The organism is Actinoplanes sp. NPDC049668 (assembly GCF_044465445.1).
In the GTDB taxonomy this organism is placed as follows: Bacteria; Actinomycetota; Actinomycetes; order Mycobacteriales; family Micromonosporaceae; genus Actinoplanes.
Map to the genome: position 1 here is coordinate 55,185 of NZ_JBITLR010000002.1, position 22,424 is coordinate 77,608.

The window sequence follows — 22,424 nt, forward strand, 5'->3', positions numbered from 1 at the left end:
TAAACGGAGCCGGTCTATTCGTGGGTGTCGGGGTATCCGAAGACGTCGTCGAGCGGCACCCCGAACACCCGCGCGATCTGGAAGGCCACCTCCAGCGACGGCGAGTACCGGCCCTGCTCGATCGCGATGACGGTCTGCCGGGTCACCCCGATGCGGTCGGCCAGCTCCGCCTGGGTCATCTCCCCGTGCGAGAAGCGCAGCGCCCGGATCGAGTTGGTCACCCTGGTCGGCTTGCCCACCCCTACCAGCCCCGCCGGTACGCGACGATCTTCACTACCGACGACGTCAGCGCGGCCAGCACGAACGCCAGGTAGAGCGCGTGCGCGATCCAGAACTGCTCGACCTCCGCCATGGCCAGGGCCAGCGGCACGATCGCGGCGCCGCTCATGACGTAGAACGCGACGTACTCACCCCGCCGGTTGATCTCCCGATCGCGCTCGTCGGTCCGGTCCGCGTCCTGCGGCGAGGCGACGGCGGCCACGATGGCCAGCACGATGCCCGCGCCGATCCCGATCCCGATCGAGGCCAGCATCGGCACCACGTAGCCGATCCCCGCCACGTCCGCACCCGGCACCTTGGACATGACGACCGCGAGATAGACGACCGGAACGACGAAGCCGACCAGCGCGGAGATCCAGGTGCGCTTCTCCTCGGAGGACATGACCCGCTCCCATGTACAAAAAGTTTGACACGCCAAAGGTAAAACAGCATTGACATCGTGTCAAGAATCTTTAACATGACCATGGCAGTTGTCTACCGTGGTGAGGTGAGCAGTGACCTTGCCGAGTGCCTCGGCACGCCGCCACCCGAGGACCCCGGCGACGAGCATCAGCGCTGGGCGCTTTATCGAAGGGCGATCTCCCGCGAGGCGTGTCACCCGCCGCTGCTCGCCGCCCTCCACGCCGACCCGGATGACGGGCTGGTCGCCTCCGTCGTGATCCAGATGATGGAGTGGGTGGAGGCGTCGCAGCGCGAGCCGTGGATCGCCTCGGTGCGCACCGACAGGGACCGGCGGTATGCCACCCGGCGTGGGAGGGAGGTCGACATCCTGCGGATTCACGGCGCCGTCCCCGATCTCGGGCAGGCATCGGTGACCGGCTGGACCGATTGGCTTCAGATCAGGCTCGCGGAGATCTCCACCGTCGCGCCCGTCCTCGATCTACTGGCGCTGCACGGCAGGACGAAGAGAATCCGGCGGACGGCCGCGCAACGCCGCATCGCCAGGTGAGGCCGCCCGCCGGGCGCGCGGGCAGTCAGGCCCGGAGGTTCCTGGGCGGGGCGGCGCGGTGGCGGCCCGGTCGGTCGTCGTGGTGCGGCGGGAGGGGGGCGGGCGCCTCGGGCAGGGCGGCGCTCGTCGGGGCCGCCGCGGCGCGGGCGTCCCACGGCGGCACCGAGGGCGGGCGCGGGTCGGTCAGGGGGACGTACACGCGGGCGTCGACGGCCTCGGCCAGCAGCAGGGCCGCGACCAGCGCGGTGGGCCGCTCGGCCGGGTCCCGGTGCAGGCAGCGCGAGCAGAGGTCGAGCACCTCGGTGGCGAGCCCGTCGATGTGCGGCAGCGGCGCGGGGTCCAGGTCGCGCTGCGCGCGCACCATCGCGGTGTCGCCCGTCGCCGTCCAGGGCAGCCGGCCCGACAGGCAGTGGTAGAGCAGCACGCCGAGCGAGTACATGTCGGACGCGGGGGTCGCGGGCAGGCCCGCGAAGCGCTCCGGCGCGACGTAGGCCGGCGTGCCCATGACCGGGCCGTCGGGGTCCGGGTCGTGGCTGCCCACCGCGGCCGCGATGCCGAAGTCGAGCACCTTCGCGCCGGCCGGGGTGAGCATGACGTTCGCGGGCTTGATGTCACGGTGCACGACCTGCTGCGCGTGCGCCGCGGCCAGGGCCGCGGCGACCTCGGCGCAGATCCGGACGGCGATGCGCCAGTCGAACAGGCCGGCGTCGAGGTGCGCACTCAGGGTCTGGCCCTCGACCAGCTCCATGACGATGTACGGAACCTCGCGGTCCGGCGCCGGAGAGGTGCCGAAGTCGTGCACGCCGGCGACGTTCGGGTGCGCGAGCCGCGCGGCGGACCGGGCCTCGGTGCGGACCAGGTCGACCCCGCAGACCCGGCCGAGGGTGCCCTCGACGGCCGGCGCCATGATCTTGACGGCGACGGGGCGGTCGAGCACCCGGTCGTGTCCGCGCCACACCTCGGACATGCCGCCGACGCCGATGCGCCGTTCGAGCCGGTACCGATCGCCCAGCGTTCGCATCGCGCTCCCCTGTCGCACCCAGGGCGCTGCCCGCGCCGTGGTAGCTGGGGTCTCTACCCGGCGGCCCGCCGGGCAAAACGCCGCGTCAGTCCTCGACGACGACGATGTGCTCGTCGACGTCCGCGCCCGTACCGATGCGGGTGGAGACCTGGGACGCGATCCGGCGGGTCAGCAGCTTGCGCAGGCCGGAGCGGCGCAGCGCCGACCACGTCGGCCGCGCCGCCCGGCGCATCCGGACCGCCTGCTCGCGGACCGCGGGCTCGATGAGCGGGAAGTCCATGTAGACCGCGCGGTTCTCCGGCGAACCCAGGTAGGCGAACGGCCCGGAGTCGGCGAGGGTGCGCATCGGCGCGCCGATCATCGAGATGTTGCGGAAGGCGCCGCGGCCAGGAACTCCGCGGTGATGCGCTGCATCCCGGCGGCGTCGAGGTCGTAGCGGACGGTCGTCGCGGTCACGCTCAGAACTCCTTCGAGACGATCTCGGTGGTCTTGAAGTAGTCCCTTGTGAAGTCGAGGACGACCGGCACTTCGGCGGTGCCTTCCGGTGCAGGGGTTTCGGGAGCGGTGCGGGTCACCAGGAGGGGGCCGTGCTGGGCCGCGGCTTGCTGCCCGCGGCCGGCTTGCGTTGACCACCGTTCACTCTGGGTGATTCCTTGTCATCACGCTTCGTGGTATTCGATGTCGCGATGAGCGGCATTTCGGTTCCTCCGTGGTGGCAGATGCTGCAAGTTTGGGGCTTTCTGGGTAGAAGCCCGACTCGCTCGCTTCTGTCAGCAAATCTAGCAAAGAGTTACCCAGGGTCAACTGACCGCAAAGGCGGGGTGACAATCGCCGGCCGGGGTCCCCCGGCTGACCGAACGATCGAGGTGCCGCACCAAGGGCCCCTCCAGGACCGTTCCGTCCCGTGGGTTTCGCCCATCAGTGCGGGTGAACGACGATCCGCGACAGGACCGGACGGTCGGACACGATCGGGCACGAGAGCGCCTGCGGGGCATAAGACTTCCATGTCCGACTAGTCCGAGTGGTGCGGGTCACCTGCAACGTCGTCACCGTGCGTGAATTCCGGGGTGCAGGCCGGTTAGATCTCTACGGCCCGGAGCGTGTTCACTACCTTCTGTAGCTAGATCGCGGGAACGCTCACGCACCGCTCTGCGATGCACAGGACCGCGCGATCAGACACGGATCGCCGATGCGGTCGCCCAGGTGATGGCGCCGCCGCCGCGGCATGGACCCGGGGCGAGTCCGGGTGAACGTCGATGTTGGAGGGCGCGGGCGCCTTGGTCCGGCCCGGCGGAGAAAGCAGAAATGGCGGAGCCCGTCCTCGTGGGACGGGCTCCGCCATTACGGTCTCGCTATGAACCCGCCGTTGATGGTGGCGGGCGCCGGAGACCGGGCTTTTGTGTGTCTGACGCTAGGACAAGTCGATCACGACGGGCACCGCAGGCCCCGCCGACGTGATGGTGCTCTCAGCGGCGTAACCCGTCAGTAGCCGGGCTCCGTGCGCAGGTCGTGTGCGCCGTCCTCGCGGGTCGCCTCGTAGTAGATCCGCTGCCGGCCGTCGGGCATGGTGACCAGGCTCAGGTAGCGCAGGCCGTTCGGGGCGTGCGGGCTGCCGACGGGCTCGCCGTCCTCAGCGGTCAGCTCGCCGAAGCTGCCGTCCGGGAGCCGCACGCCGCGGGCGGTGCCGGTGCGCTCCTCCCAGTTCTCCCCGGCCGTGGCGCGCCCGTCGTAGGCGGCCACGATCGAGTCGCCGTCGACCGACACCGAGGAGATCCGCACGCCGCGCGCGTCCCAGCGGCCCGGGCGGCCGGCGAGCGCCGTGCCGCGCCAGGTCCAGTGCACGCCGTCGGGGCTGGTCGCGTACTCGGTCGTCATGCGGTCGGCGTCGTCCCAGGACTCCAGCGGGTGCACCGACGCCCAGAGGTGCCAGCCGTGGCCGTCGTGGTGCAGCACCGGGTCCTTGACCCCGGCGGTCTCGTCGCCGGCGAGCACCGTGACCGGCGACGCGGTGGCCAGGCCCTCGGGGGTGGCGGCCTCGAGCAGGTCGACCCGCCAGTGCTTGGTGCCGGGGGTGGCGGCGCTGATGTAGAGCCGCCACCGGCCCTCCGGCGTACGGACCAGGGCCGGGCGTTCGAGCGACTCGGCGCCGAAGAGGTCCTTGCCGATCTCGGCGACGACGGTGAAGTGCAGTCCGTCGGCGGAGCGGGCGACGACATTGGAGATGCCGCGCCCCTCTCCGATCGGCAGCCGCAGCCGGTACGCGAGGTAGACCTCACCGTCCGCGACGATCGCCGACGGTGCGCCCGCCCACGCTCCCGGTTCGTCTCCGGGCGGCTCGACCACCACCGTCGCGTCTTCCCAGCGAGGTAGCGGTAGGGCCTGGATTCCGATGGACAAGGCGGCTCCGTTTCGTGACGTCAGCGGCACAACGACGAGTGACTGCTCAAGTTTGGCTGATCTATGGGGAAGATAGGGATTACGACGCGCGGGCGTGTCGGTCGACGGAGAGCCAGTCGTCGTAGCGCTCGCCGGTGACATCCTGCAGCAGCGCGATGTCGTCGGCGAAGAGCGGCAGCAGCGCGGCGCGCTCCTCCGGGGTGGTCACCGGCCGGGCGCCGCGCTTGCGGTGCAGCAGCGTGAGGATCGGCCCGCGGGCCGCGAGCCGCAGCGGCACCGGGAAGCGGTGCCCGAACCGGCCGCCGGCGCGGAGCAGGCCGCGGGCCACCCGGTTGACCCCGTTGTCCTCGACGACGTGCCGGTTCACGTTCTCCTTCGGGATCTCCCGGAGCACCCCGGCGGGTACGCCGAGGAAGTCGCAGACCCGGTCGAGCGTCGCGGCCGGCGCGTCCTTCAGCTCGCGGTAGCGCAGCAGCAGCACCTGCTCGCGGGCGAACACCTTGTACAGGTGCTGCACCTGGCGGCCGTACAGGCCGAGGCTGACGTAGTGCCAGAAGGCCGCCCAGCCGTCGGCGCGGCGCTGCTGCTCGGCGTGGCAGGCGGTGAGGAAGTCGGCCTCCGGCTCGAGGCCGGCGTTCCACAGGTGCGTCCAGTTGGAGTGCGCCCGGTCCACCGGGTCGCGCAGCAGCAGGATCAGCTTCGCCTCCGGCATCAGGGCGCGGATGCGGTCGTGCGCGCCGTGGTCGTACAGGTAGAAGGGTGTCGCCTCGCCGCGCAGCGTGCCCGCCGGCGCGGGCGCGAAGAGCGCCTCGTAGTCGGCCCGGCGCCAGACGTGCTCCTGGTAGGTCTGCACGTCCCCGGGTCCGCCCGTGCGCGGCGGGGGGCCGTCGGTGAGGAAGAACTTGGGCTCCTTCACCGTGGGCAGGAACAGCCCCGGATGGCGGACCAGCGCCGCGTGCAGCGCGGTGGTGCCCGCCTTCGGAACGCCGGCGATCAGGAAGTCAGGGAGCGGCATGGGGGGTCCCTCCTCGCGCGGTGCGGCGCGCCGCACGAGGTGCGCGGCACCCCGCAATAGTGGTAGTTAGCCTACAGAATAAGTAGGCATTCACCACCGCCGTCTCTCCTGGCGGGAGCGCCGGATCAGGCGCGCCGGTGCCACCAGCGGCGCCGCCGGTAGCGGGGGCAGACCCCCGGGCCGCAGAACGTGCAATCGGTGCCCGCGCGGTGGTGTTCGTGTGCGCTTCGCCGATGGCCGCAAACACACAGCGCTTCGGCCGCCGTCACCGGTTCACCCACAGTGCCGTCGACCGTGCGTCACGTCGTCGGGCCGGCGCGCAGATCACGGTCTCAACCTATCCATCGACGGGCCGATCCAGCGCCCGACCCCCGATATAACCGTTCTGCACCCTGGATTTCACGCAGGGTGACAACACTGAGAGTGACCTCAGTCACATCGTAAAAATCCGACATTAGGTTTATGTCCAGTTGTCGCCGCGGCACCCATCCGTTCCGCCGCAAATGGCACCCGGCGACCATTCTCCGGCCTGGCGTGCCCCAGTGTCCGTTACTGGATGTAACGACTGGGACTGATGGTCATTTCTGGGGCCCATGTGAATAACCACTGGTCATTCGATCAGCCGGGGTTCACCGCACGGATATCGTCACCCTGACTCTTTGGTTAGTTGACGCTACGTAGCCCTCGGCTAGATTTGTCGTCAGAAGCGAGCGACTGAGTTTCTGCCCCCGGAAACAACCGATTCAGTCGCATCCGCCGCCCCCAGGAGGGACCCGCATGCCGCACTTTTCGTCCTCGAGCAACACGGTGAGTAACAGCAAGGCATCACCGACCGTAAGCGTCGTCATCCCGGCGCTGAATGAGGAGCGGAACCTGCCGCACGTTTTCGCGAAGCTTCCCGAGGGCGTCAGCGAGGTGATCGTGGTCGACGGCGGCTCACAGGACCGCACCGTCGCGGTCGCCCTCGAGCTGCGGCCGGACGCGGTGATCGTCCAGCAGACCCGTACCGGCAAGGGCAACGCGCTGGCCTGCGGCTTCGCCGCCTGCACCGGCGACATCATCGTGATGATCGATGCCGACGGCTCCACCGACCCGGCCGAGATCCCGAGCTTCGTCGCCGAGCTGGTCGGCGGCGCCGACTTCGTCAAGGGGTCGCGCTTCGCCAAGGGCGGGCACAGCCACGACATCACCCCGCTGCGCAAGCTCGGCAACGACGGCCTCAACCTCGTGGTGAACGTCCTGTTCGGAACCCGGTTCACCGACCTCTGCTACGGCTACAACGCGTTCTGGCGCCGGGTCGTGCCGACCCTCGCGCTGCCGGACCCGACGCTGCCGCGCCCGGCCGACGGCAGCAAGCTCTGGGGCGACGGCTTCGAGATCGAGACGATGATCAACATTCGGGCCGCCGCCGACGGGATGAAGGTCGGCGAGGTGGGCAGCATCGAGCACGCCCGGATCCACGGCCAGAGCAACCTGAACACCTTCCGCGACGGCTTCCGCGTGCTGCGCACCATCTTCAGCGAGTACGGCCGGATGCGCCGGATGCGCCGCAACGGCGCCGCCGGCCAGGGCGTCATCGTGCACCAGCACCCGACCGCCCGGCCCGCGAACACCCCGCCGGCGCGCCCGCTGAACAAGGTCGTCAACCGGCCGCCGGCCACGGGCGAACCCCGCCCGCACGTCGCGCGGGTCAACCGCGCCCGCCGCGGCGAGGCCGGCGCCCGCCGCACCGAGGACATCCGGGCCGCCCAGGCCCGCGCCGCCCACGAGGACTGAGCTCTCCCGCTCCGCAGTCCTGGTCCCCACCCCGCCCGAGGAGTACCCAGCGTGGAATCCACCCACCGCCCCGCCGTCAGCATCGTCATTCCGACCCACAGCGAGCAGCGCTGGTCCGCGCTGGCGCGCACCGTCGCCTCCGCCCGGTCGCAGACGTACGCCCCCGCCGAGATCATCGTCGTGGTCGACCACAACCCGGCGCTGTTCCGCCGGGCCCGGCGCGACCTGGGCGGCGTGACCGTGCTGGAGAACCTGTACGCACAGGGCGTCTCCGGCAACCGCAACACCGGCGCGTTCCACACCGGCACCTCGCTGATCGCGTTCCTCGACGACGACACTGTCGCCGGCCCCGACTGGCTGGCCGGCCTGGTCGCGCCGTTCGCGGACCCGGCGGTGGTCGGCACCGGCGGCGGCATCCAGCCCGCGTGGGAGCGCACCGAGCCCGCCTGGATGCCGGCGGAGTTCCTGTGGGCGGTCGGCGGCTCGTACGCGGGCATGCCGACCAGCACCGCGCCGATCCGCAACGTCTGGTCGGCCAGCATGGTGGTGCGCCGCGAGACGTTCCTGGCGGTCGGCGGCTTCCGGACCGGCTTCGGCAAGCTCGGCAACCAGAACCGGCCCGAGGACACCGAGCTGTGCCTGCGGATGAGCGCGCTGGCCGGCGGCCGGTGGATGTACGTGCCGCACGCGACAATTCGTCACGAGGTACCGGCAACCCACTCAACCTTCGGATACTTCCTGCGCCGCTGCTACGCTGAGGGTCGCGGCAAGGTCGCGATGGCCGGGCTGCTCGACGGCTCGCAGAGCCTCGGCTCCGAGCAGGCTTACCTGCGCTCGCTGCCCGGGGCGGTGTTCCGCAACCTGGCCGCCGCCACCCGCGGTCGGGGCACGCACCACCTGCTCAAGGCCTGCGGCGTGCTCGCCGGGGTCGCCGCGGCCGCCGTCGGCGGTGTCGTCGAGACGTTCGCGGCCCGCCGCACCGTCCCGGCCGGAATGGCCCGATGACCGCGGGGGTGAACGGTGTCGGCATCAACGGCAAGGTCTGGGTTCCCGAGCAGCGCGTCGACGAGATGATCACGCCGCCGGCCTTCGAGCCCAGCGGCGAGGCGCTGCCCGCGACCGTGCTCGACCTGGAGCTCTCCGAGCCGCTGCCGGCGGTCGCCGGCGTCGGCACGGACCACCGCCGGGTGCTGCAGGCCTGGGTGCTCGTCCGGCTCTTCACCGAGCCGATCGGCACCGTGCTCATCGACGTACCGACCCGGGGTCTGCGGCCCGCCGAGCTGGCGGCCGCCATCCAGGCCGAGCTCGGCACGGAGCTGGCGCCGCGGCTCGCCGGCCTCGGGCTGGCCGCGCTGCCGATCGACGGCTGCACGCCCGCGACCGAGCCGGCCTTCCTGGCCCGTCGCCGCGAGGTGCTCGCCGACGCGCCGCCGATCACCGTGGTGATCTGCACCCGGGAGCGGCCCGGCGCCCTGGCCCGCTGCCTGGACAGCCTGCTCGCGCAGGCGTACCCGGACTTCCGGGTCCTGGTCGTCGACAACGCCCCGGTCACCGGCGCGACCGCCGAGGTGGTCCGCGCCGCGGCCCGCCGTGGCAACGTCGACTACCTGGTCGAGCCGCGCGGCGGCCTCTCCTTCGCCCGCAACGCGGCGGTCGCGGCCGCGCCCGGCGAGATCCTGGCCTGGATCGACGACGACGAGTACGCGGACGTCAACTGGCTCGCCGAGGTCGCCCGGGCGCTGGCCGACCACCCCGAGGCGGACGTCGTCTCCGGCGTGATCGTCCCCGCCGAGCTGGAGACCCGGGCGCAGCTCTGGTTCGAGCAGTTCGGCGGGCACAGCAAGGGCCGCGGCTTCAAGCCGGACGTGTTCAGCCCCGCGACCGCGCACATCCAGAGCCCGCTGTACCCGCTGCCGCCGTTCGGCACGGGCGCGAACATGACCTTCCGCCCGGGGGTCATCGAGCGCATCGGCGGCTGGGACACCGCGCTCGGCGCCGGCACGCCGGCGATGGGCTCGGAGGACACCCTGGCGTTCACCCAGGTCCTGGTCGGCGGCGGCACGATCGTCTACCAGCCCACCGCGGTGACGCACCACTACCACCGGCGCGACCTCGAGGGCCTGCACAAGCAGATGGTCGGGTACGGCGCCGGGCTGACCGCCGCGTACACGAGCCTGCTGCTGAAGCGCCCGGGCCTGCTCTGGCCGCTGCTGCGGCTGGCGCCGGGCGCCCTGCGCGACCTCACCAGCAAGGACAGCCTGCGGGTCTCGACGCTGCGCGACGACTTCCCGCGGGAGCTGCTGAGCGCCAACCGCCGCGGCATGCTGGCGGGCCCCCGCGCCTACCTGAAGGGCCGGCGGGCCGCCCGGGCGAAGGCCCGCGGCAGCCGCTGATCGTGCCGAGTCGGCCGTTCACCGGAAAGTTCCCCGCATACCCGGCATTCTCGGTCCAGAGGACCTGTATGTGGCGAACGGCCGGTAATCCGCGCGCCGCCTCGGCTCGATGGAGCGGGACGGCCGCCCGATGCTGACCGGGCGCCCCTCCCCCGAGCCCGAGGGTCCGGGCTCCGGGCCGGGCCGGCCCGAGACCTCCCCCCAGCAGTACCAATCCCCCGACGACGCCGCGGAGGCCCAGCCCATGGCGGACCAGCGCTCGGCAGAACAGCGCTCGCCCGAACCGAGCAAGACCCAGGACGGCGCGCGGCCGGGCGCCGACCGGGCGCGCCCGCCCGCGGCGGACGTGCAGACGACGTCCGGCGTGCCGAAGACGACCAAGGAGCTGGCCGCGGCCAAGGCCAAGGTGATGGCCGACGCCATCGCGAAGGCCAGGGCCGACGCCATGGCCAGGGCCAAGGCCGAAGCCGAGGCCAAGGCCACGGCGAGCGCCGAGGACACCGTCGTCCTGCGCGTCGAGCCCGCCTCGCCCGAGGACACGGCCGTCCTGACCGTCCCGACGCCGCAGCCGCCCAAGGCCCAACCGCCCAAGGCCCAACCGCCCAAGGCCGACGACACCGTCGTGATCCCGGCGTTCCGGGTGGCCCGGCCGACCGACGTCGCCACCGCCGTCATCCCGGTGGTGCCCGGCCGGGCCACCGAGGCCCCGCACCCGCCCGACCCAGGCCGCGCGCCCAAGCCCGCCCGCCCCCGCCGCGAGCCCCTCGACCTCGGGCACGCCCCGGCCGTGCTGACCATCTCGGCGCTGGGCGTCCTCATGGTCGCCCTGGCCTACGCCGGCGGCCGGGTCGGCACCGGCAACGCGCACCTCGCGTACTGGATCGGGCAGGTCGTGGTCTTCACGCCCGTCGTCGTGCGGCTGCTCAGCCGCCGCATGGCGGGCGTCGCCGAGTCGTTCGTGCTGGTCATGGGCCTGGCCCTGAACCAGTACCTGCTCAAGTGGATGTACTCCCCGGATCAGTTCCGGTTCCCCGACGAGCTGCAGCACTGGCTCGCGACGACGGTCATCCTCGAGTCCGGCGAGCTGTTCGGGCCGAACCCGGCGCTGCCGCCCGCCGAGCACTTCCCCGGCCTGGCCGAGATGGGCGCGGCCGTCGCGCAGCTGACCGGGCTGCCGGTGACGGCCGCCGGCGTCATCGTCGCCGGCGTCGCGCACCTGGTCTTCGTGGGCCTGCTCTTCGCCGTCGTGCTGCGGGCCAGCAACTCGCCCGCGGTCGCCGGCGTCGCCTGCGCCATCTACGCGACCGCCCTGCACTACCTCTTCTTCAACTCGATGTTCCTGTACCAGACCGCCGCGCTGCCGTTCTTCATGCTGACGATCTGGGCGGTACGGCGCTGGCGGACCGGCGGCGGCCCGCAGTTCGCCTGGCTCGCCGTGGTGTCGATGGCGCTGACCACGGTCAGCCATCACGTGACGGCGTTCGCGCTGGTGGCGACGCTGCTGCTGCTCGCCGTCGCCGAGCTGACCACGGAACGGCCGCGGCGCTGGTCGGCGTTGATCATGCCGGCGGCCGCCGTCGCGGTCGTGGCGGCCTGGATCCTGCTCGTCGCCACCGACGTCCTCGGCTACCTGGAGGAGCCGGTCGACCAGGTGATGCGTACCGTGTCGCAGCTCCTGTCCGGCACGAGCGAACCGGCGGCGAAGTCCGCGCCGGTCTCCCTGGGCCAGCTGGCGGTGCAGGGCGCCGGCCTGCTCGGCCTCGCCGTGCTCTACGTCGCCGTCACCCGCGACATGGTGCAGCGCCACGACCGGGACTGGTGGCGGTGGGCCGCGGTGGCCGGCGGCCTGATCTTCTTCGCCGGCAACGGCGTGCGGTTCCTGGGGCAGAACGGGCCGGAGATCGCCGGCCGGCTCTCCACGTTCACCTACATCCCGATCTCCATCCTGGCCGCGATCGGCCTGGTCCGGGGCGTGCAGCTGATACCGGCCCGGGACGCCGAGGGGCACCGCTGGCGCGCCGCCGCCCCGGCCATCGACGTGGTCATGCCGGGCGGCTGGAACCTGTACAGCCGGGTCGCGGCCGGCGCGGCGATGATCACGCTGCTGATGATCGGCGCGCGGGCCGGCGGCTGGCCGCCGCTCGCCTCGCTGCTGCCGGGGCCGTACCTGCCCGGCGGCTACGAGCGCTCGGTCGACGAGCCCGGGCTGGCGGCCGCGGAGTGGCAGCGCCGCGTCCTGGGCCCGGGCAACCGGGTCGGCGGCGACGCGACCTCGGTGTCCCTCGCCTCGACCTACGGCCGCCAGGACCCGGTACGCGAGGTCGGCCCGCTGTACTACGCCGATTCCTGGGGGCTCGAGCAGGAGGACCTGGTGGAGCAGCTGCACCTGCAGTACCTGGTGGTCGACCGGCGGCTGGGCACCCAGCTGCCGGAGAGCGGCGCCTACTTCGAGCTGGATCCGCGCTCCGGGCAGATCACCTCGCCGCTGACCGACGCACAGCTCGGCAAGTTCGACACGCTCACCGACGTCGACCGGATGTACGACAACGGCACCGTCCGCGTCTACCGGATGGGTGAGCGGTGAGCGCCCGGCTGGGCCGCGTGGTCGCGGCGCTGACCGTCGCCGCGCTTGCCGCGGTCCTGCTCGGCCATCAGGTGGTGGCGATCGCCGGCGGCCTGCTGCTCGCCTTCGTGCTGCCCGGCCTGGCGCTGATCGGCGCGATCTTCCCCCGGCGGGAGCTGAGCACGGTGGAGCGCATCGTGCTCACCCCGGCGCTGAGCATGGGCGTGCTGATCCTCTCCGGGTTGGCCATCCACGTCGCCGGCCTGCCGATCGACCGGGCCTCCTGGTCGGTCGCCACCGGCGGGGTCACCCTCGTCGCGCTCGCCGTCGCGTGGCTCGCGCCGCGCCGGGCACCGGAGCCGCCGGCCGCACCGGCCGCGCCGGCGCACCCGGGCGCCGGCGGCGCGGCCGCGCGCCTGCCGCACGGCGCCGGCCAGGACGCCACCGTGGTGATCTCGATCGCCGAGGTCGAGGAGGCCGTCGAGGCGGCGGAGCAGGAGAAGGCCGGGCGCCGTCGCCTGGTCCGGCAGGTGCTGCCGCTGGCGCTGGTGCTGCTGGTGCTCGGCGGCGCGGGCTGGCTGTCGTTCGAGACCTCGCGCACGACGCACGACACCGCCGTCACCGCGCTGTGGGCCGGGCCGTCGGGCCCGGTCGACCGGGCGGGCAACCGCACGGTGCAGGTCTCGGCGAAGGGCCTGCTGCCGCAGGACGGGCCGTACACGCTGCGGGTGCTCAGCGCGGCGGGCAAGGTGGTGCTGACCCGGCCCGTCACGGCGAACGCCGACGGAACCTGGACCGCGGCGCTGCGCCTGCCGGGCGCGCAGCGCATGACCGTCAACCTCTATCGGGCGGGTGTCGACACCGCCTATCGAACGCTGTATCTCAGCGCCGTAGACTGAGCGGGACACGCGACTGGCGGCATCGAGGATGGGGACCACCATCGGGGAGCTCGCTGTGGGGGCCGTCCGCCTGGGTGCCCACGCCGGAGTAGGCGCACATGTCCGTACCCCATGAAGCAAGACTGCTGCCCGGCAAGCCGGTGGCCGACGCGGTGCTCGCCGACGTCGCGCAGCGCGCGGCGAAGCTGCGCGAGGGCGGCGTCGTGCCGTCGCTGGCGACCATCCTGGTCGGCGACGACGACGCCAGCGCCGGCTACATCCGGATCAAGCAGCGCCAGGCCGCCGAGCTGGGCTTCGTCTCGCCGCACGAGCACCTCGGCGCTTCCGCGACGCAGGACGACCTGCTCCGGGCGATCGACCGGCTGAACGCCGACCCGTCCGTACACGGGCTGCTGATCCAGTACCCGCCGCCGGCGCACATCGACTACGACGCGGCGCTGCTCACCGTCGACCCGGACAAGGACGTCGACGGCATGCACCCGCTCAACCTGGGCCGGCTCTCCGTCGGGCTGCCGGGTCCGCGGCCGTGCACGCCGGCCGGCATCGAGGCGCTGCTCGCCCACCACGACATCCCGGTGGCGGGCCGCGAGGTGGTCATTCTCGGCCGCGGCGCGACCATCGGCCGCCCGCTCGCCATGCTGCTGTCGCAGAAGCGGCCGACCGCGAACGCGGCCGTCACGGTCGTGCACACCGGCGTGCCGGACTGGCAGCGGTACGCCCGGCGCGCCGAGATCCTCATCGCCGCGGTCGGCGTACCGGGGATCATCCAGCCGGAGCACGTGCGGCCGGGCGCCACGGTGATCGGCGCGGGCGTGCGCTACGAGGGCCGGCGGCTGCTGCCCGACGTCGCCGAGGAGGTCGCGGCGGTCGCCGGGGCGATCACCCCACGGGTCGGCGGCGTCGGCCCGACGACGGTGGCGATGCTGTTCCGCAACGCGATCGAGGCGGCGGAGAAGGCTAGCCGCTGAAGCGGACGCTCTTCGCCATGGCGGTGAACGCCGCCAGCGACTCGCCGTCCGTGTCGATGCGCCACTTCTCCTTGTACCCGGGGTGGGTGTCGGTGTCGAACCAGACGACGCCGCCCACCGCCGGGTGCGCCTCGACCCACCGCGCGAAGAGCGTGATCCAGTCGGCCTTGGTGCGGCCGCCGCGGTCGACCGAGCCGACCTCGGTGATCATCAGCGGCTTCCGCGCCGCGAAGTCCCGGTAGATCGGGCCGAAGAGGGTGTCGGGCGTCTCGCGGTGCAGGTTGTACCCCGAGACGCCGACCCAGTCGACGTAGCGGTCGCCGGGGTAGAACCCCTCGGCGGTGTTCCACTCCTCGGCCGGCGCGGAGTTCCAGTTCGGGCTCCACACCCACGAGACGTTCGTCGCCTTCTGCTCGGCGAAGATGTCGTGTATCCGCCGCCAGCACTCGACGTACCCGGCCGGGTCCTTGCCGTTGCGGGCCGCGCCCCACTTGTACCAGTCGCCGTTCATCTCCCAGCCCCAGCGCAGCAGCACCGGCCGGCCCTGCCGCTTGAGCTGCCGGGCGGCCGCGGCGATCCGCGCGTCGCCGCGGCCGGAGGTGATCTCGGGGTACGCGCTGCCGCGCCAGGAGATCAGCGGCGTCGCGCCCGCGGGCAGGCCGTCGATCCGGGCGGGCAGCGTGTCCACCCAGTCGTAGAAGACGTGCACGATGCGCTGGTCGCGGCCGGTCTGCCGGCGGCGCAGGGCAACACTCTCGGCGAACGACATGCCCTCGAGCGAGAGGTACGAGCCGAGGATGGTCCGGCCGGGCCGGAACGGCACGGTGCCGCCGCCCTTGGTGACCACCCGCGGTGCCGACGCGCTCGGGCTCGGCGCGCCGGACGCGGCGGCCGGCCCGGGCGGGGCGGTGGTCGTGGCGGGCCCGTCGCTCCCGCGCATCCGGTGCACGGCGAGGCCGGTCAGCGGTACGGCCGCGAGACCGGCCAGGCCGAGCAGGTGGCGGCGGGTCAGCCGCCGGGGCGCCCGGTGCGCCGACATCACGTGAGGTTCCGGCCGGCGGCGCGGGCGACCTTGCGCACCGCGCGCCAGCCGGGCTGGGCGAGCCGCTTGAGCCGCGGCACCAGCGGGGATCCGCCGCCGGCGACCAGGTCGACCAGGTCGGCGCCGGTCATGCCGGGCGTCGGCTGCAGCCGGGGTACGGCGAAGCGCCGCTCACCCGGGGTGTGCAGCCGCCGGCCGACCTCGGTGGCGTTGTCGTGCCCGGCCTCGAGCACCGCGTCGCGGACCCGGGCGCCGTTGTAGCCGTGCGGGTAGGCGAAGCCGCGTACCGGCCGCCCCAGGCGCTGCTCCAGCTCCTCCTTGCTGCGCACGATCTCCTCGCGCAGCTGGGCGCGGGGCAGCACGTCGAGCGGGTGGTGCAGCAGGCTGTGGTTGCCGATCTCGATGCCGGCGTCGGCGACCTCGGCCAGCTCGTCCCAGCTCAGCAGGGTGCCGAAGTCGGGCGCCCAGCGGCCGAGCCAGCCGGCCTGACCGCCCAGGTGCCCGACGGAGGCGTACAGGGTGGCGCCGGCGCCGAACTCGGCGAGGACGGGAACACCCTCGGTGAGGAAGTCGCGGTAGCCGTCGTCGAAGGTGACCGCGAGGAGTTTGTCGGTGCTGCCGCGCGCGAGCAGGTCGAGCGCGTCGGTGAGCCCGACGAGGCGGTAGCCGGCGGCGGTGAGCGCGCCGAGCTGCTCGGCGAGGCGCTCACGGGGCACGGCGAGGTCACTCAGCGGGCCGCCGACCGCGGACACGGAGTGATACATGAGCGCGGGCATGGACTCCCACGCCGGCGTTGCCGCGACGGTCACCGCTCGTTCCTCCCACCCGCATGCCGCACATGACCACTATCGGTCGGTGTCCCGGCAAGCTTCATGGTTCGGGGACAACTACCGTGCACTTTCGGTCACCGACCCCGGCTCCGCCGTGGCGCCGGCACCCCGGCGCCCTCTGCCGAAAGTCGTAGCCGTCGATCCGGCTGCGGAGGGAAGCGGCCGCGCCCCGGGTCACGGAAAGGTGATGGCCATGAAACCGGACCGTGCGCGCCGCCTCGCCGAGGCCGCCTGTGAGGCCGGCCTCGTGCTCGGCCTGGTCGCGCTGCCCACCGCCTGGCGCGCCCTCGACACGGGCCTGGTCGCCGTGCTGGCGGGCATGCTGCTGGCACTCACCGCAGCGACGTATGCATTACACGCAGTCACGTTCGACTGTTTCCTCTTGACGGGACAGCGGGACCGACGGAATCTTGGTCTAACCCAGCGTAAGGACTGAACCGAGGGACTTCCTGGCGCGTATCCCGAGATGCACCGTCATCACCGAACCTCACGGGAGTGAACAGGATGTTCCGGCTCATCCAGCTCCAGGCACAGTACGGCGTACCCCGCATCGGCTTCGACGCGGACGGCTACGGCAGCGAGCGGGCCGCCCTGGCCCGCTACCGAGAGACACCGTCCGCGTTCTTCGGCATCGGCCGCTTCGACCCGGCCGGGCGGCTCTCCGAGATCATCATGGACACCGTCTGCGGCCCGGCCGGCGAGTGCCCGCAGCCGGCGGTGGTGGTGCACGCCGAGACCTACCAGCGGCTCTGCGACAACTGCGCGTTCGGCCTCGACGCGCTGACCCTGCCGGAGCTGGCGCTGCGCCTCGGCGTCGTGGTCCGGATGGCGCCGGTGCTGGCCCGCTCGGGGCGGCACGCCGCGCCCGAGGAGGGCTGCTCGGCCAGCAACCGGATCGCCCGCGAGTTCGCCACGCACGTCGAGGACGCGGACTGGCGTACCGAGCTCTGCGCCGAGCTGGCCCGCACGCCCGGCGCGGTGACCGGGCTGCTGATCGGCGTCGGCGCGCTCAGCCACCGCGACGTGCTCGACCTCTATCCGGCGCTGTGCGCGCTCGGCACGCAGCTGCCGGCCGGCGTGCACGACGACCTGCTGCGGGCCACCACCCGGCCGCAGTCCCCCGCCGGCGTCACCGGCCTGCGGCTCGGCCTGTGAGGCCGTAACGCCCGCGTGGCAGACTTTGCGCTGTGTCTGTGGGTGAAACCGTCGAGGCGCAGGCCCCGCCGCGGCGCCGGCGCGGCTCCGCGCTGCGATTCGGCCTGATCGTCGCCGTTGTCCTGCTCCTGCTCTTCGGCGTGCCCTGGTGGACGCTGCTCTGGTCCGGCAACCGGTGGCCCGGCGCGGTCTTCGCCGCCGGCACCGTGCTGTTCGCGGCCGCCGCGGCCGCGTTCCCGGTCCTGATGTTCCGCGGCCACGCCCGCCACCACGACGGCTCCTCCCGCGTCGCCGACACACTGCTCGGCGTCGTCTGGGTGCTGTTCGTGTGGTCGATCCTCGGCGGCGTGCTGCGGCTCGCGCTCGCCTTGGCGGGCGTCGGCGACCCGGTCCGCTCGCGGATCGTGACGGCGGCGGTCGCCCTGGTCTCGATCGTCCTGCTCCTCTGGGGCTACGCCGAGGCGATGCGGGTCTCCCGCGTGCGCCGCGTCGACGTGGTCCTTCCCCGGCTCGGCCCCGGCCTCGACGGGCTGCGGGTGGTGCTGCTGACCGACACGCACTACGGGCCGATAGACCGCGCCCGCTGGTCACGCGGCGTGGTGGACGTCGTCAACTCGCTGGACCCGGACGTCGTCGCGCACACCGGCGACATCGCGGACGGCGAGGTGGCGCAGCGCCACGAGCAGGCCGCGCCGCTGGGCGACGTGCGGGCCCGGCTGGCCCGGGTCTACGTGACCGGCAACCACGAGTACTTCAGCGGGGCCCAGCGCTGGGTCGAGCACATGGCGTCGCTGGGCTGGGAGGCCCTGCACAACCGGCACCTGGTGATCACCCGTGACGGCAGCAGCATGATCCTGGCCGGGGTGGACGACCGCACGGCCGCGGGCTCGGGGCTGCCGGGCCATCACATGGACCACGAGGCGGCGCTGGCCGGCGCCGACGAGGACCTGCCGGTGCTGCTGCTGGCGCACCAGCCGCAGCAGGTGACCGGCGCGGTCGCGCACGGCGTCGACCTGCAGATCTCCGGGCACACCCACGGCGGCCAGATGTGGCCGTTCCACTACCTCGTCCGCCTGGACCAGCCGGTGCTGCAGGGCCTGAGCAGGCACGGCGAGCGGACCCAGCTCTACACCTCGCGGGGCACCGGCTTCTGGGGCCCGCCGTTCCGCATCTTCGCGCCGAGCGAGATCACCCTGATCACGCTGCGCTCCCGCTGAGCCGGGCCGGCGCCGTCAGCCGAGCCGCTCGACCAGGCGCACGGTGACGGTCGCGCCGGCCTCCTTGCCGATCCGGCGGCGCAGGTCGGCCTTGACCGGCAGCTTGTGACGGCCGTCGCCCAGGGCCATGAACGAGCTGCGGAACGGCTCGCCGTCGACGGTCCCGCGCACCTTGACCAGCCCGCGGGTGCCGAAGAACTCCGCCGAGCCCGGCATGATCACGTACGTCCAGCCGCCCGCGGCGGCGCTCTTCTCCAGCACGGCCGTGAACTCGGCGTCGAGCGGTCCGGCGACCATGGCGTTCACCTCCAGCGCCCGGCGTGAGCAGCGCCACCGCCGAGCGGCGCGCACCGCGATGGTGACACACGCGATACCCGCCGGACCCGTAATTGCGTTGAGCTCGCCGTGCCGCGCAACGCAGGATGGGTCCACCGCCTCCCCTATCCGTGAGGACCACAATGCGCCTCCTTCGCGACTTATGGGCCACTTCGCCCCGTCGCACCGCCCTGGTCGTCACCCTCATCGTCATGGGCGCGGCGGGTCAGGCGGGTGCCCTCGGTCTGGCCGGCGCGGTCCTCGTCGACCGGTCCGTTCCGCTCTTCGCCCTGCTCGCCGCCGCCCTGGTGGTCGCGGTCCTCAGCGACCTCGTGGTCGGCCTGGTCGCCGCCGGGCTGACCGCCGACTGGGCCGCGTCCGTGCGCCGCGGCCTGTGCCGGGTCGCCTTCGGCCAGGACCTGCCGACGCTGGAGAACACCCCGGTCGGCGAGCTGCTCGACCGCATCGACAGCGACGTCTACCAGGTCGGCTCCGAGCTGCGCGGCAGCGGCGTGCGGCTGACGCAGTCCCTCGCCCTCGCAGCGCTCTCGGTGGTGACCGCGTTCTTCGTCTGGTGGCCGGCCGGCATCGCCATGGTGCTGGTGTCGATCCTGCTGGTCCTGATGCTGAACAAGCCGACCCGGCGGCTCTCCCCGCTGCGGATCCACGAGGAGGAGGCCTGGTCGGATCTGGCCGCCGTGATGGAGGAGTCCATCCACGGCCAGGACGACGTACGCACCAGCCTCGCCGCGCCGTACGTGCGCCGGCTCTACGCGCAGCGCGCCCGCGAGGTGCTGGTCCGCGGCCGCAAGGTCTGGCGGTCGTCGTCGCGGATCACCATGGGCGCCGGCGCCCTCACCCGGTCCCTCATTGCCGCGCTCGTGATCGTCGGCGCCTGGGCCCTGATCGGCGGGCACATCGACGGCGCCCGGCTGACCGCGGTCTGGCTGCTCGCGCTCGGCTTCGGCGGCACGCTGGAGCAGGTCACCCGCATGGTGCCGGAGCTGCAGAACGCGCTCGGCGCCTGGGCCCGGGTGCAGTCGCTGCGCGCCGTGCGGCAGGAGCCGACCGACGGGCTGCCGCCGGTCGACGGCGACCTCGAGGTGCGCGGCCTGACGTTCCGCTACGGCGAGTCGGACTCCGGGCGCCCGCCGGCGCTGCGCGACGTGAACCTGTCGTTCACCCGCGGCCGCTCGTACGCGCTGATCGGCCGCACCGGCTCCGGCAAGTCGACCCTGGCCAAGGTGCTGACCCGGGCCGTCGACGTGCCGCGCGGCACGGTGTTCCTCGGCGGCGCCGACATCGACGACCTCGACATCGAGGCGCTGCGCCGGTGGACCGCGATCGTGCCGCAGCGCACCGAGATCCTGGCCGGCACCCTGGCGGAGAACATCGCGCTCTTCGACCCGGACCTGCTGTCACAGGCGGCTGTTGCGCTGGACGAGCTGGGTCTGACGGCCTGGGTGAACGGCCTGCCCGACGGCGTGGACACCAAGCTCGGCGAGGGCGGCTACGTGCTCTCCGCCGGGCAGGAGCAGCTCGTCGCGTTCGCCCGGATCCTGGTCCGCGACCCGCACGTGGTGATCCTCGACGAGGCCACCGCGCGGATGGACCCGGTCACCGAGGCGTGGGTGCAGCGGGCCACCGACCGGCTGCTGCAGGGCCGCATCGGCGTCATCGTCGCGCACCGGCTGTCCTCGGTCCGGCGCTGCGACGAGGTGGTCGTGCTCGCCGACGGCGAGGTGCTGGAGGCCGGCCCGCTGGCCGAGTCGCGGCGCTTCGCCGAGCTGCTCGCCAGCTCCAGCGTCGCCGCGCCGGTGCGCCCGGCCGGCGGGGTGGCGCTGCTGGAGCGCGAGCCGGACGCGCCGGTCGAGACGGAGCTGGGCAACACGCTCCCGATGGCCGAGCCGCCGCCGCTGCCCGAACCGCCGCGGGCACACACCATGCGCGAGATCGCCCGGCTGACCGTCAACGACCCGCGGTACGGGCTCGCCGCGATCGGGGTCTTCATCGTGCTGGTGGTGCTCGGCCTGGACGGCGCGGTCCTGCCGCTGCTGTGGTCGAAGGTCGTCGACGGCGTCGGCGACCCGATGCCGCCGGCGATCGCCATCGCGGTCTGCCTGATCGTCGCGATACCGACGCTGTACTTCACCGGCGCCTGGTTCCCCGAGTGGTGGGTCCGGCAAATGCTGCGGATCAGCATGCGGCTGGTGCACGGACAGACCGGCCCGCGCCGGATCAGCAAGTACACCCCGGCGGAGGTGGTGGCCCAGGGCGGCGACACCGAGCGGGTCGTCATGCTCGCCGACAACATGATCGACTCCGGGATCGGGCTGGTCGTGATCCTGACGATGACGCTGGCCTCGCAGTCGTACGTGCCGGCCGCGTTCTTCCTCGGCACGATGGTGATCTCCGGGCTGGCCGCGACGCTGTTCGGCCCGCGCCTGGAGCGGGCGGCCCGGCGTACCGTCGCGGCCCGGGCGTCGTTCGCGACCGCCCTGGTCTCGTCGCTGTCGGCGGCGCGCACGGTGAAGCTGGCCGGCGCGACCCGGCCGGTGCTGGAGCACCTGGCCGGGCTGGACACGGCCCGCAGCGACCGGCAGCGCCGGGAGATCTCCATTCAGGTGTGGGCCCGGTCCACGCCGTCGATCGTCAGCGGCCTGCTGCCGATCGCCGCCTGGGCGATGTACCTGAACGGCCAACTGTCGGCGGCCGCGACGCTGATCGCCGTGGCGACGCTCGGCTCGGCCCGGTGGATCGCCTGGACGACGGCGTCGCTGGTCTCGCACTACCCGTCGGCCCGGGTCTGGACCCGGCGCACGGTGGCCATGGCGGGCGTCGCGGAGTACTCGTCGTCGGTGCCGGGCGTGGACATCGCGGAGGGCACCGCGCAGGCGCCGCCGGTCGCGCCGCGGAACCCGCTGCGGACGCTGACGCTCTCGGGCTTCAGCGCGGTGCACGAGAACGGCACGGTCGGCGCGCAGGACATCGACCTGATCGTCGAGCGGGGCGAGCTGGTGCTGGTGGTCGGCCCGGTCGGCTCCGGCAAGTCGTCGCTGCTGCGGGCCCTGGCCGGGATCGTGCACCACACCGGCGCGCTGCGCTGGAACGGCCGGCCGGTCGACGAGCCGGAGCTGTTCCTGCGGCCGAACCAGGTCGGCTACGTGGCGCAGCTGCCGCGGGTGCTGTCCGGCACGGTCGCGGACAACATCCGCCTCGGCCACGAGGTCGACGCGGCCGACGCGGTGACGACGGCGCAGCTGGAGCACGACCTGGCGGCCACCGGCGGCGGCCTGCAGCTGCTGATCGGGCACAAGGGCACCCGGCTCTCCGGCGGCCAGCTGCAGCGGCTGGCGCTGGCCCGGGCCCTGGCGCCGCGCACGGAGCTGCTGGTCGCGGACGACGTGTCGTCGGCGCTGGACGTCACCACCGAGCTGGAGCTGTGGCGGGCGCTGCGCGAGCACGGCGTCACCGTGGTCGGCTCGACGTCGAAGCGGGCGGCGCTGTCCCGCGCCGACCGGGTGGTCGTCCTGATCGGCGGCCGCGCGGTGGCGCAGGGCACCTGGCTCGAACTAGAGGACCGGTACGGCCACCTCGCCGGCTAG

At 73.0% G+C, this 22,424-nt stretch carries 20 protein-coding genes; 11 read left to right on the top strand and 9 right to left on the bottom strand.

All coding sequences use genetic code 11. The features are described from left to right. Nucleotides 1-14 precede the first annotated feature (14 nt). Together ACIBSW_RS07380 and ACIBSW_RS07385 are read right to left on the bottom strand one after the other, a co-directional pair. Nucleotides 15-239, bottom strand: a complete 225-nt coding sequence (locus ACIBSW_RS07380; protein ID WP_354729468.1) for a helix-turn-helix transcriptional regulator — start codon at nucleotides 237-239, stop codon at nucleotides 15-17. Nucleotides 240-241: 2 nt separating this feature from the next. Further along, on the bottom strand, nucleotides 242-661 hold the full coding sequence (locus ACIBSW_RS07385) for a hypothetical protein (RefSeq protein ID WP_354729466.1): 420 nt from the start codon (nucleotides 659-661) through the stop codon (nucleotides 242-244). 105 nt (nucleotides 662-766) lie between these two features. On the opposite strand from ACIBSW_RS07385, the gene ACIBSW_RS07390 reads away from it, so the two are divergent. Further along, the gene (locus tag ACIBSW_RS07390) at nucleotides 767-1,228 is read left to right on the top strand and encodes a hypothetical protein (protein WP_354729464.1); all 462 of its coding nucleotides are present in this window, start codon (nucleotides 767-769) and stop codon (nucleotides 1,226-1,228) included. Nucleotides 1,229-1,253: 25 nt separating this feature from the next. Here the strand turns inward: ACIBSW_RS07390 and ACIBSW_RS07395 are convergent, their stop codons facing one another. The 4 genes from ACIBSW_RS07395 to ACIBSW_RS07410 all read right to left on the bottom strand — a co-directional run bounded on the left by ACIBSW_RS07395 (nucleotide 1,254) and on the right by ACIBSW_RS07410 (nucleotide 5,661). Beyond that, nucleotides 1,254-2,249, bottom strand: coding sequence for a serine/threonine-protein kinase (locus tag ACIBSW_RS07395; RefSeq protein WP_354729462.1), 996 nt, complete (start codon nucleotides 2,247-2,249; stop codon nucleotides 1,254-1,256). Nucleotides 2,250-2,334: 85 nt separating this feature from the next. Next, a complete protein-coding gene (locus ACIBSW_RS07400) occupies nucleotides 2,335-2,610 on the bottom strand; it encodes a hypothetical protein (RefSeq protein WP_404799262.1) in 276 nt (91 codons plus the stop codon). Nucleotides 2,611-3,731: 1,121 nt separating this feature from the next. Beyond that, nucleotides 3,732-4,646 carry a hypothetical protein gene (locus ACIBSW_RS07405; RefSeq protein ID WP_354724744.1) on the bottom strand — a complete coding sequence of 305 codons (915 nt, stop codon included), beginning with the start codon at nucleotides 4,644-4,646 and terminating at the stop codon, nucleotides 3,732-3,734. A 79-nt stretch (nucleotides 4,647-4,725) separates the two neighbouring features. Then, complete coding sequence (locus tag ACIBSW_RS07410; RefSeq protein WP_354724742.1) at nucleotides 4,726-5,661, bottom strand: sulfotransferase domain-containing protein; 936 nt, start codon at nucleotides 5,659-5,661, stop codon at nucleotides 4,726-4,728. Nucleotides 5,662-6,438: 777 nt separating this feature from the next. Between ACIBSW_RS07410 and ACIBSW_RS07415 the strand changes: the two genes are divergently transcribed. From ACIBSW_RS07415 to ACIBSW_RS07440, 6 genes are all read left to right on the top strand, one after another. Beyond that, entirely contained in the window at nucleotides 6,439-7,437 is a 999-nt protein-coding gene (locus ACIBSW_RS07415) for a glycosyltransferase family 2 protein (RefSeq protein ID WP_354724740.1), read from the top strand. A gap of 51 nt (nucleotides 7,438-7,488) precedes the next feature. Beyond that, nucleotides 7,489-8,442, top strand: a complete 954-nt coding sequence (locus ACIBSW_RS07420) for a glycosyltransferase (protein ID WP_354724738.1) — start codon at nucleotides 7,489-7,491, stop codon at nucleotides 8,440-8,442. Next, a complete protein-coding gene (locus ACIBSW_RS07425) occupies nucleotides 8,439-9,830 on the top strand; it encodes a glycosyltransferase (RefSeq protein WP_354724736.1) in 1,392 nt (463 codons plus the stop codon). Before ACIBSW_RS07420 ends, ACIBSW_RS07425 begins: the two co-directional genes overlap by 4 nt. A gap of 109 nt (nucleotides 9,831-9,939) precedes the next feature. Next, a complete protein-coding gene (locus ACIBSW_RS07430) occupies nucleotides 9,940-12,414 on the top strand; it encodes a hypothetical protein (protein WP_354724734.1) in 2,475 nt (824 codons plus the stop codon). After that, on the top strand, nucleotides 12,411-13,292 hold the full coding sequence (locus ACIBSW_RS07435) for a DUF1616 domain-containing protein (protein ID WP_354724732.1): 882 nt from the start codon (nucleotides 12,411-12,413) through the stop codon (nucleotides 13,290-13,292). The genes ACIBSW_RS07430 and ACIBSW_RS07435 overlap by 4 nt, the downstream gene beginning before the upstream one ends. A gap of 98 nt (nucleotides 13,293-13,390) precedes the next feature. After that, nucleotides 13,391-14,260, top strand: a complete 870-nt coding sequence (locus tag ACIBSW_RS07440; protein WP_354724730.1) for a tetrahydrofolate dehydrogenase/cyclohydrolase catalytic domain-containing protein — start codon at nucleotides 13,391-13,393, stop codon at nucleotides 14,258-14,260. Here ACIBSW_RS07440 and ACIBSW_RS07445 read toward each other — a convergent pair. Continuing rightward, entirely contained in the window at nucleotides 14,250-15,299 is a 1,050-nt protein-coding gene (locus tag ACIBSW_RS07445; protein ID WP_354724728.1) for a glycosyl hydrolase, read from the bottom strand. The genes ACIBSW_RS07440 and ACIBSW_RS07445 overlap by 11 nt on opposite strands. Continuing rightward, nucleotides 15,299-16,111, bottom strand: a complete 813-nt coding sequence (locus ACIBSW_RS07450; RefSeq protein WP_354724726.1) for a polysaccharide deacetylase family protein — start codon at nucleotides 16,109-16,111, stop codon at nucleotides 15,299-15,301. The genes ACIBSW_RS07445 and ACIBSW_RS07450 overlap by 1 nt, the downstream gene beginning before the upstream one ends. 214 nt (nucleotides 16,112-16,325) lie before the next feature. Here ACIBSW_RS07450 and ACIBSW_RS07455 point away from each other — a divergent pair, with 214 nt between their 5' ends. The 3 genes from ACIBSW_RS07455 to ACIBSW_RS07465 all read left to right on the top strand — a co-directional run bounded on the left by ACIBSW_RS07455 (nucleotide 16,326) and on the right by ACIBSW_RS07465 (nucleotide 18,504). Next, nucleotides 16,326-16,568 (top strand): hypothetical protein, encoded by a 243-nt coding sequence (locus ACIBSW_RS07455; protein WP_354724724.1) that lies wholly within the window; start codon nucleotides 16,326-16,328, stop codon nucleotides 16,566-16,568. Between the two features lie 68 nt (nucleotides 16,569-16,636). Next, nucleotides 16,637-17,287, top strand: a complete 651-nt coding sequence (locus ACIBSW_RS07460) for a hypothetical protein (protein WP_354724748.1) — start codon at nucleotides 16,637-16,639, stop codon at nucleotides 17,285-17,287. A gap of 32 nt (nucleotides 17,288-17,319) precedes the next feature. Then, nucleotides 17,320-18,504 (top strand): metallophosphoesterase, encoded by a 1,185-nt coding sequence (locus tag ACIBSW_RS07465; protein ID WP_354724722.1) that lies wholly within the window; start codon nucleotides 17,320-17,322, stop codon nucleotides 18,502-18,504. Between the two features lie 15 nt (nucleotides 18,505-18,519). Here ACIBSW_RS07465 and ACIBSW_RS07470 read toward each other — a convergent pair whose 3' ends face one another. Further along, nucleotides 18,520-18,801, bottom strand: a complete 282-nt coding sequence (locus tag ACIBSW_RS07470; RefSeq protein WP_354724720.1) for a DUF1905 domain-containing protein — start codon at nucleotides 18,799-18,801, stop codon at nucleotides 18,520-18,522. 161 nt (nucleotides 18,802-18,962) lie between these two features. Here ACIBSW_RS07470 and ACIBSW_RS07475 point away from each other — a divergent pair, with 161 nt between their 5' ends. Then, a complete protein-coding gene (locus ACIBSW_RS07475; RefSeq protein WP_354724718.1) occupies nucleotides 18,963-22,424 on the top strand; it encodes an ABC transporter ATP-binding protein in 3,462 nt (1,153 codons plus the stop codon).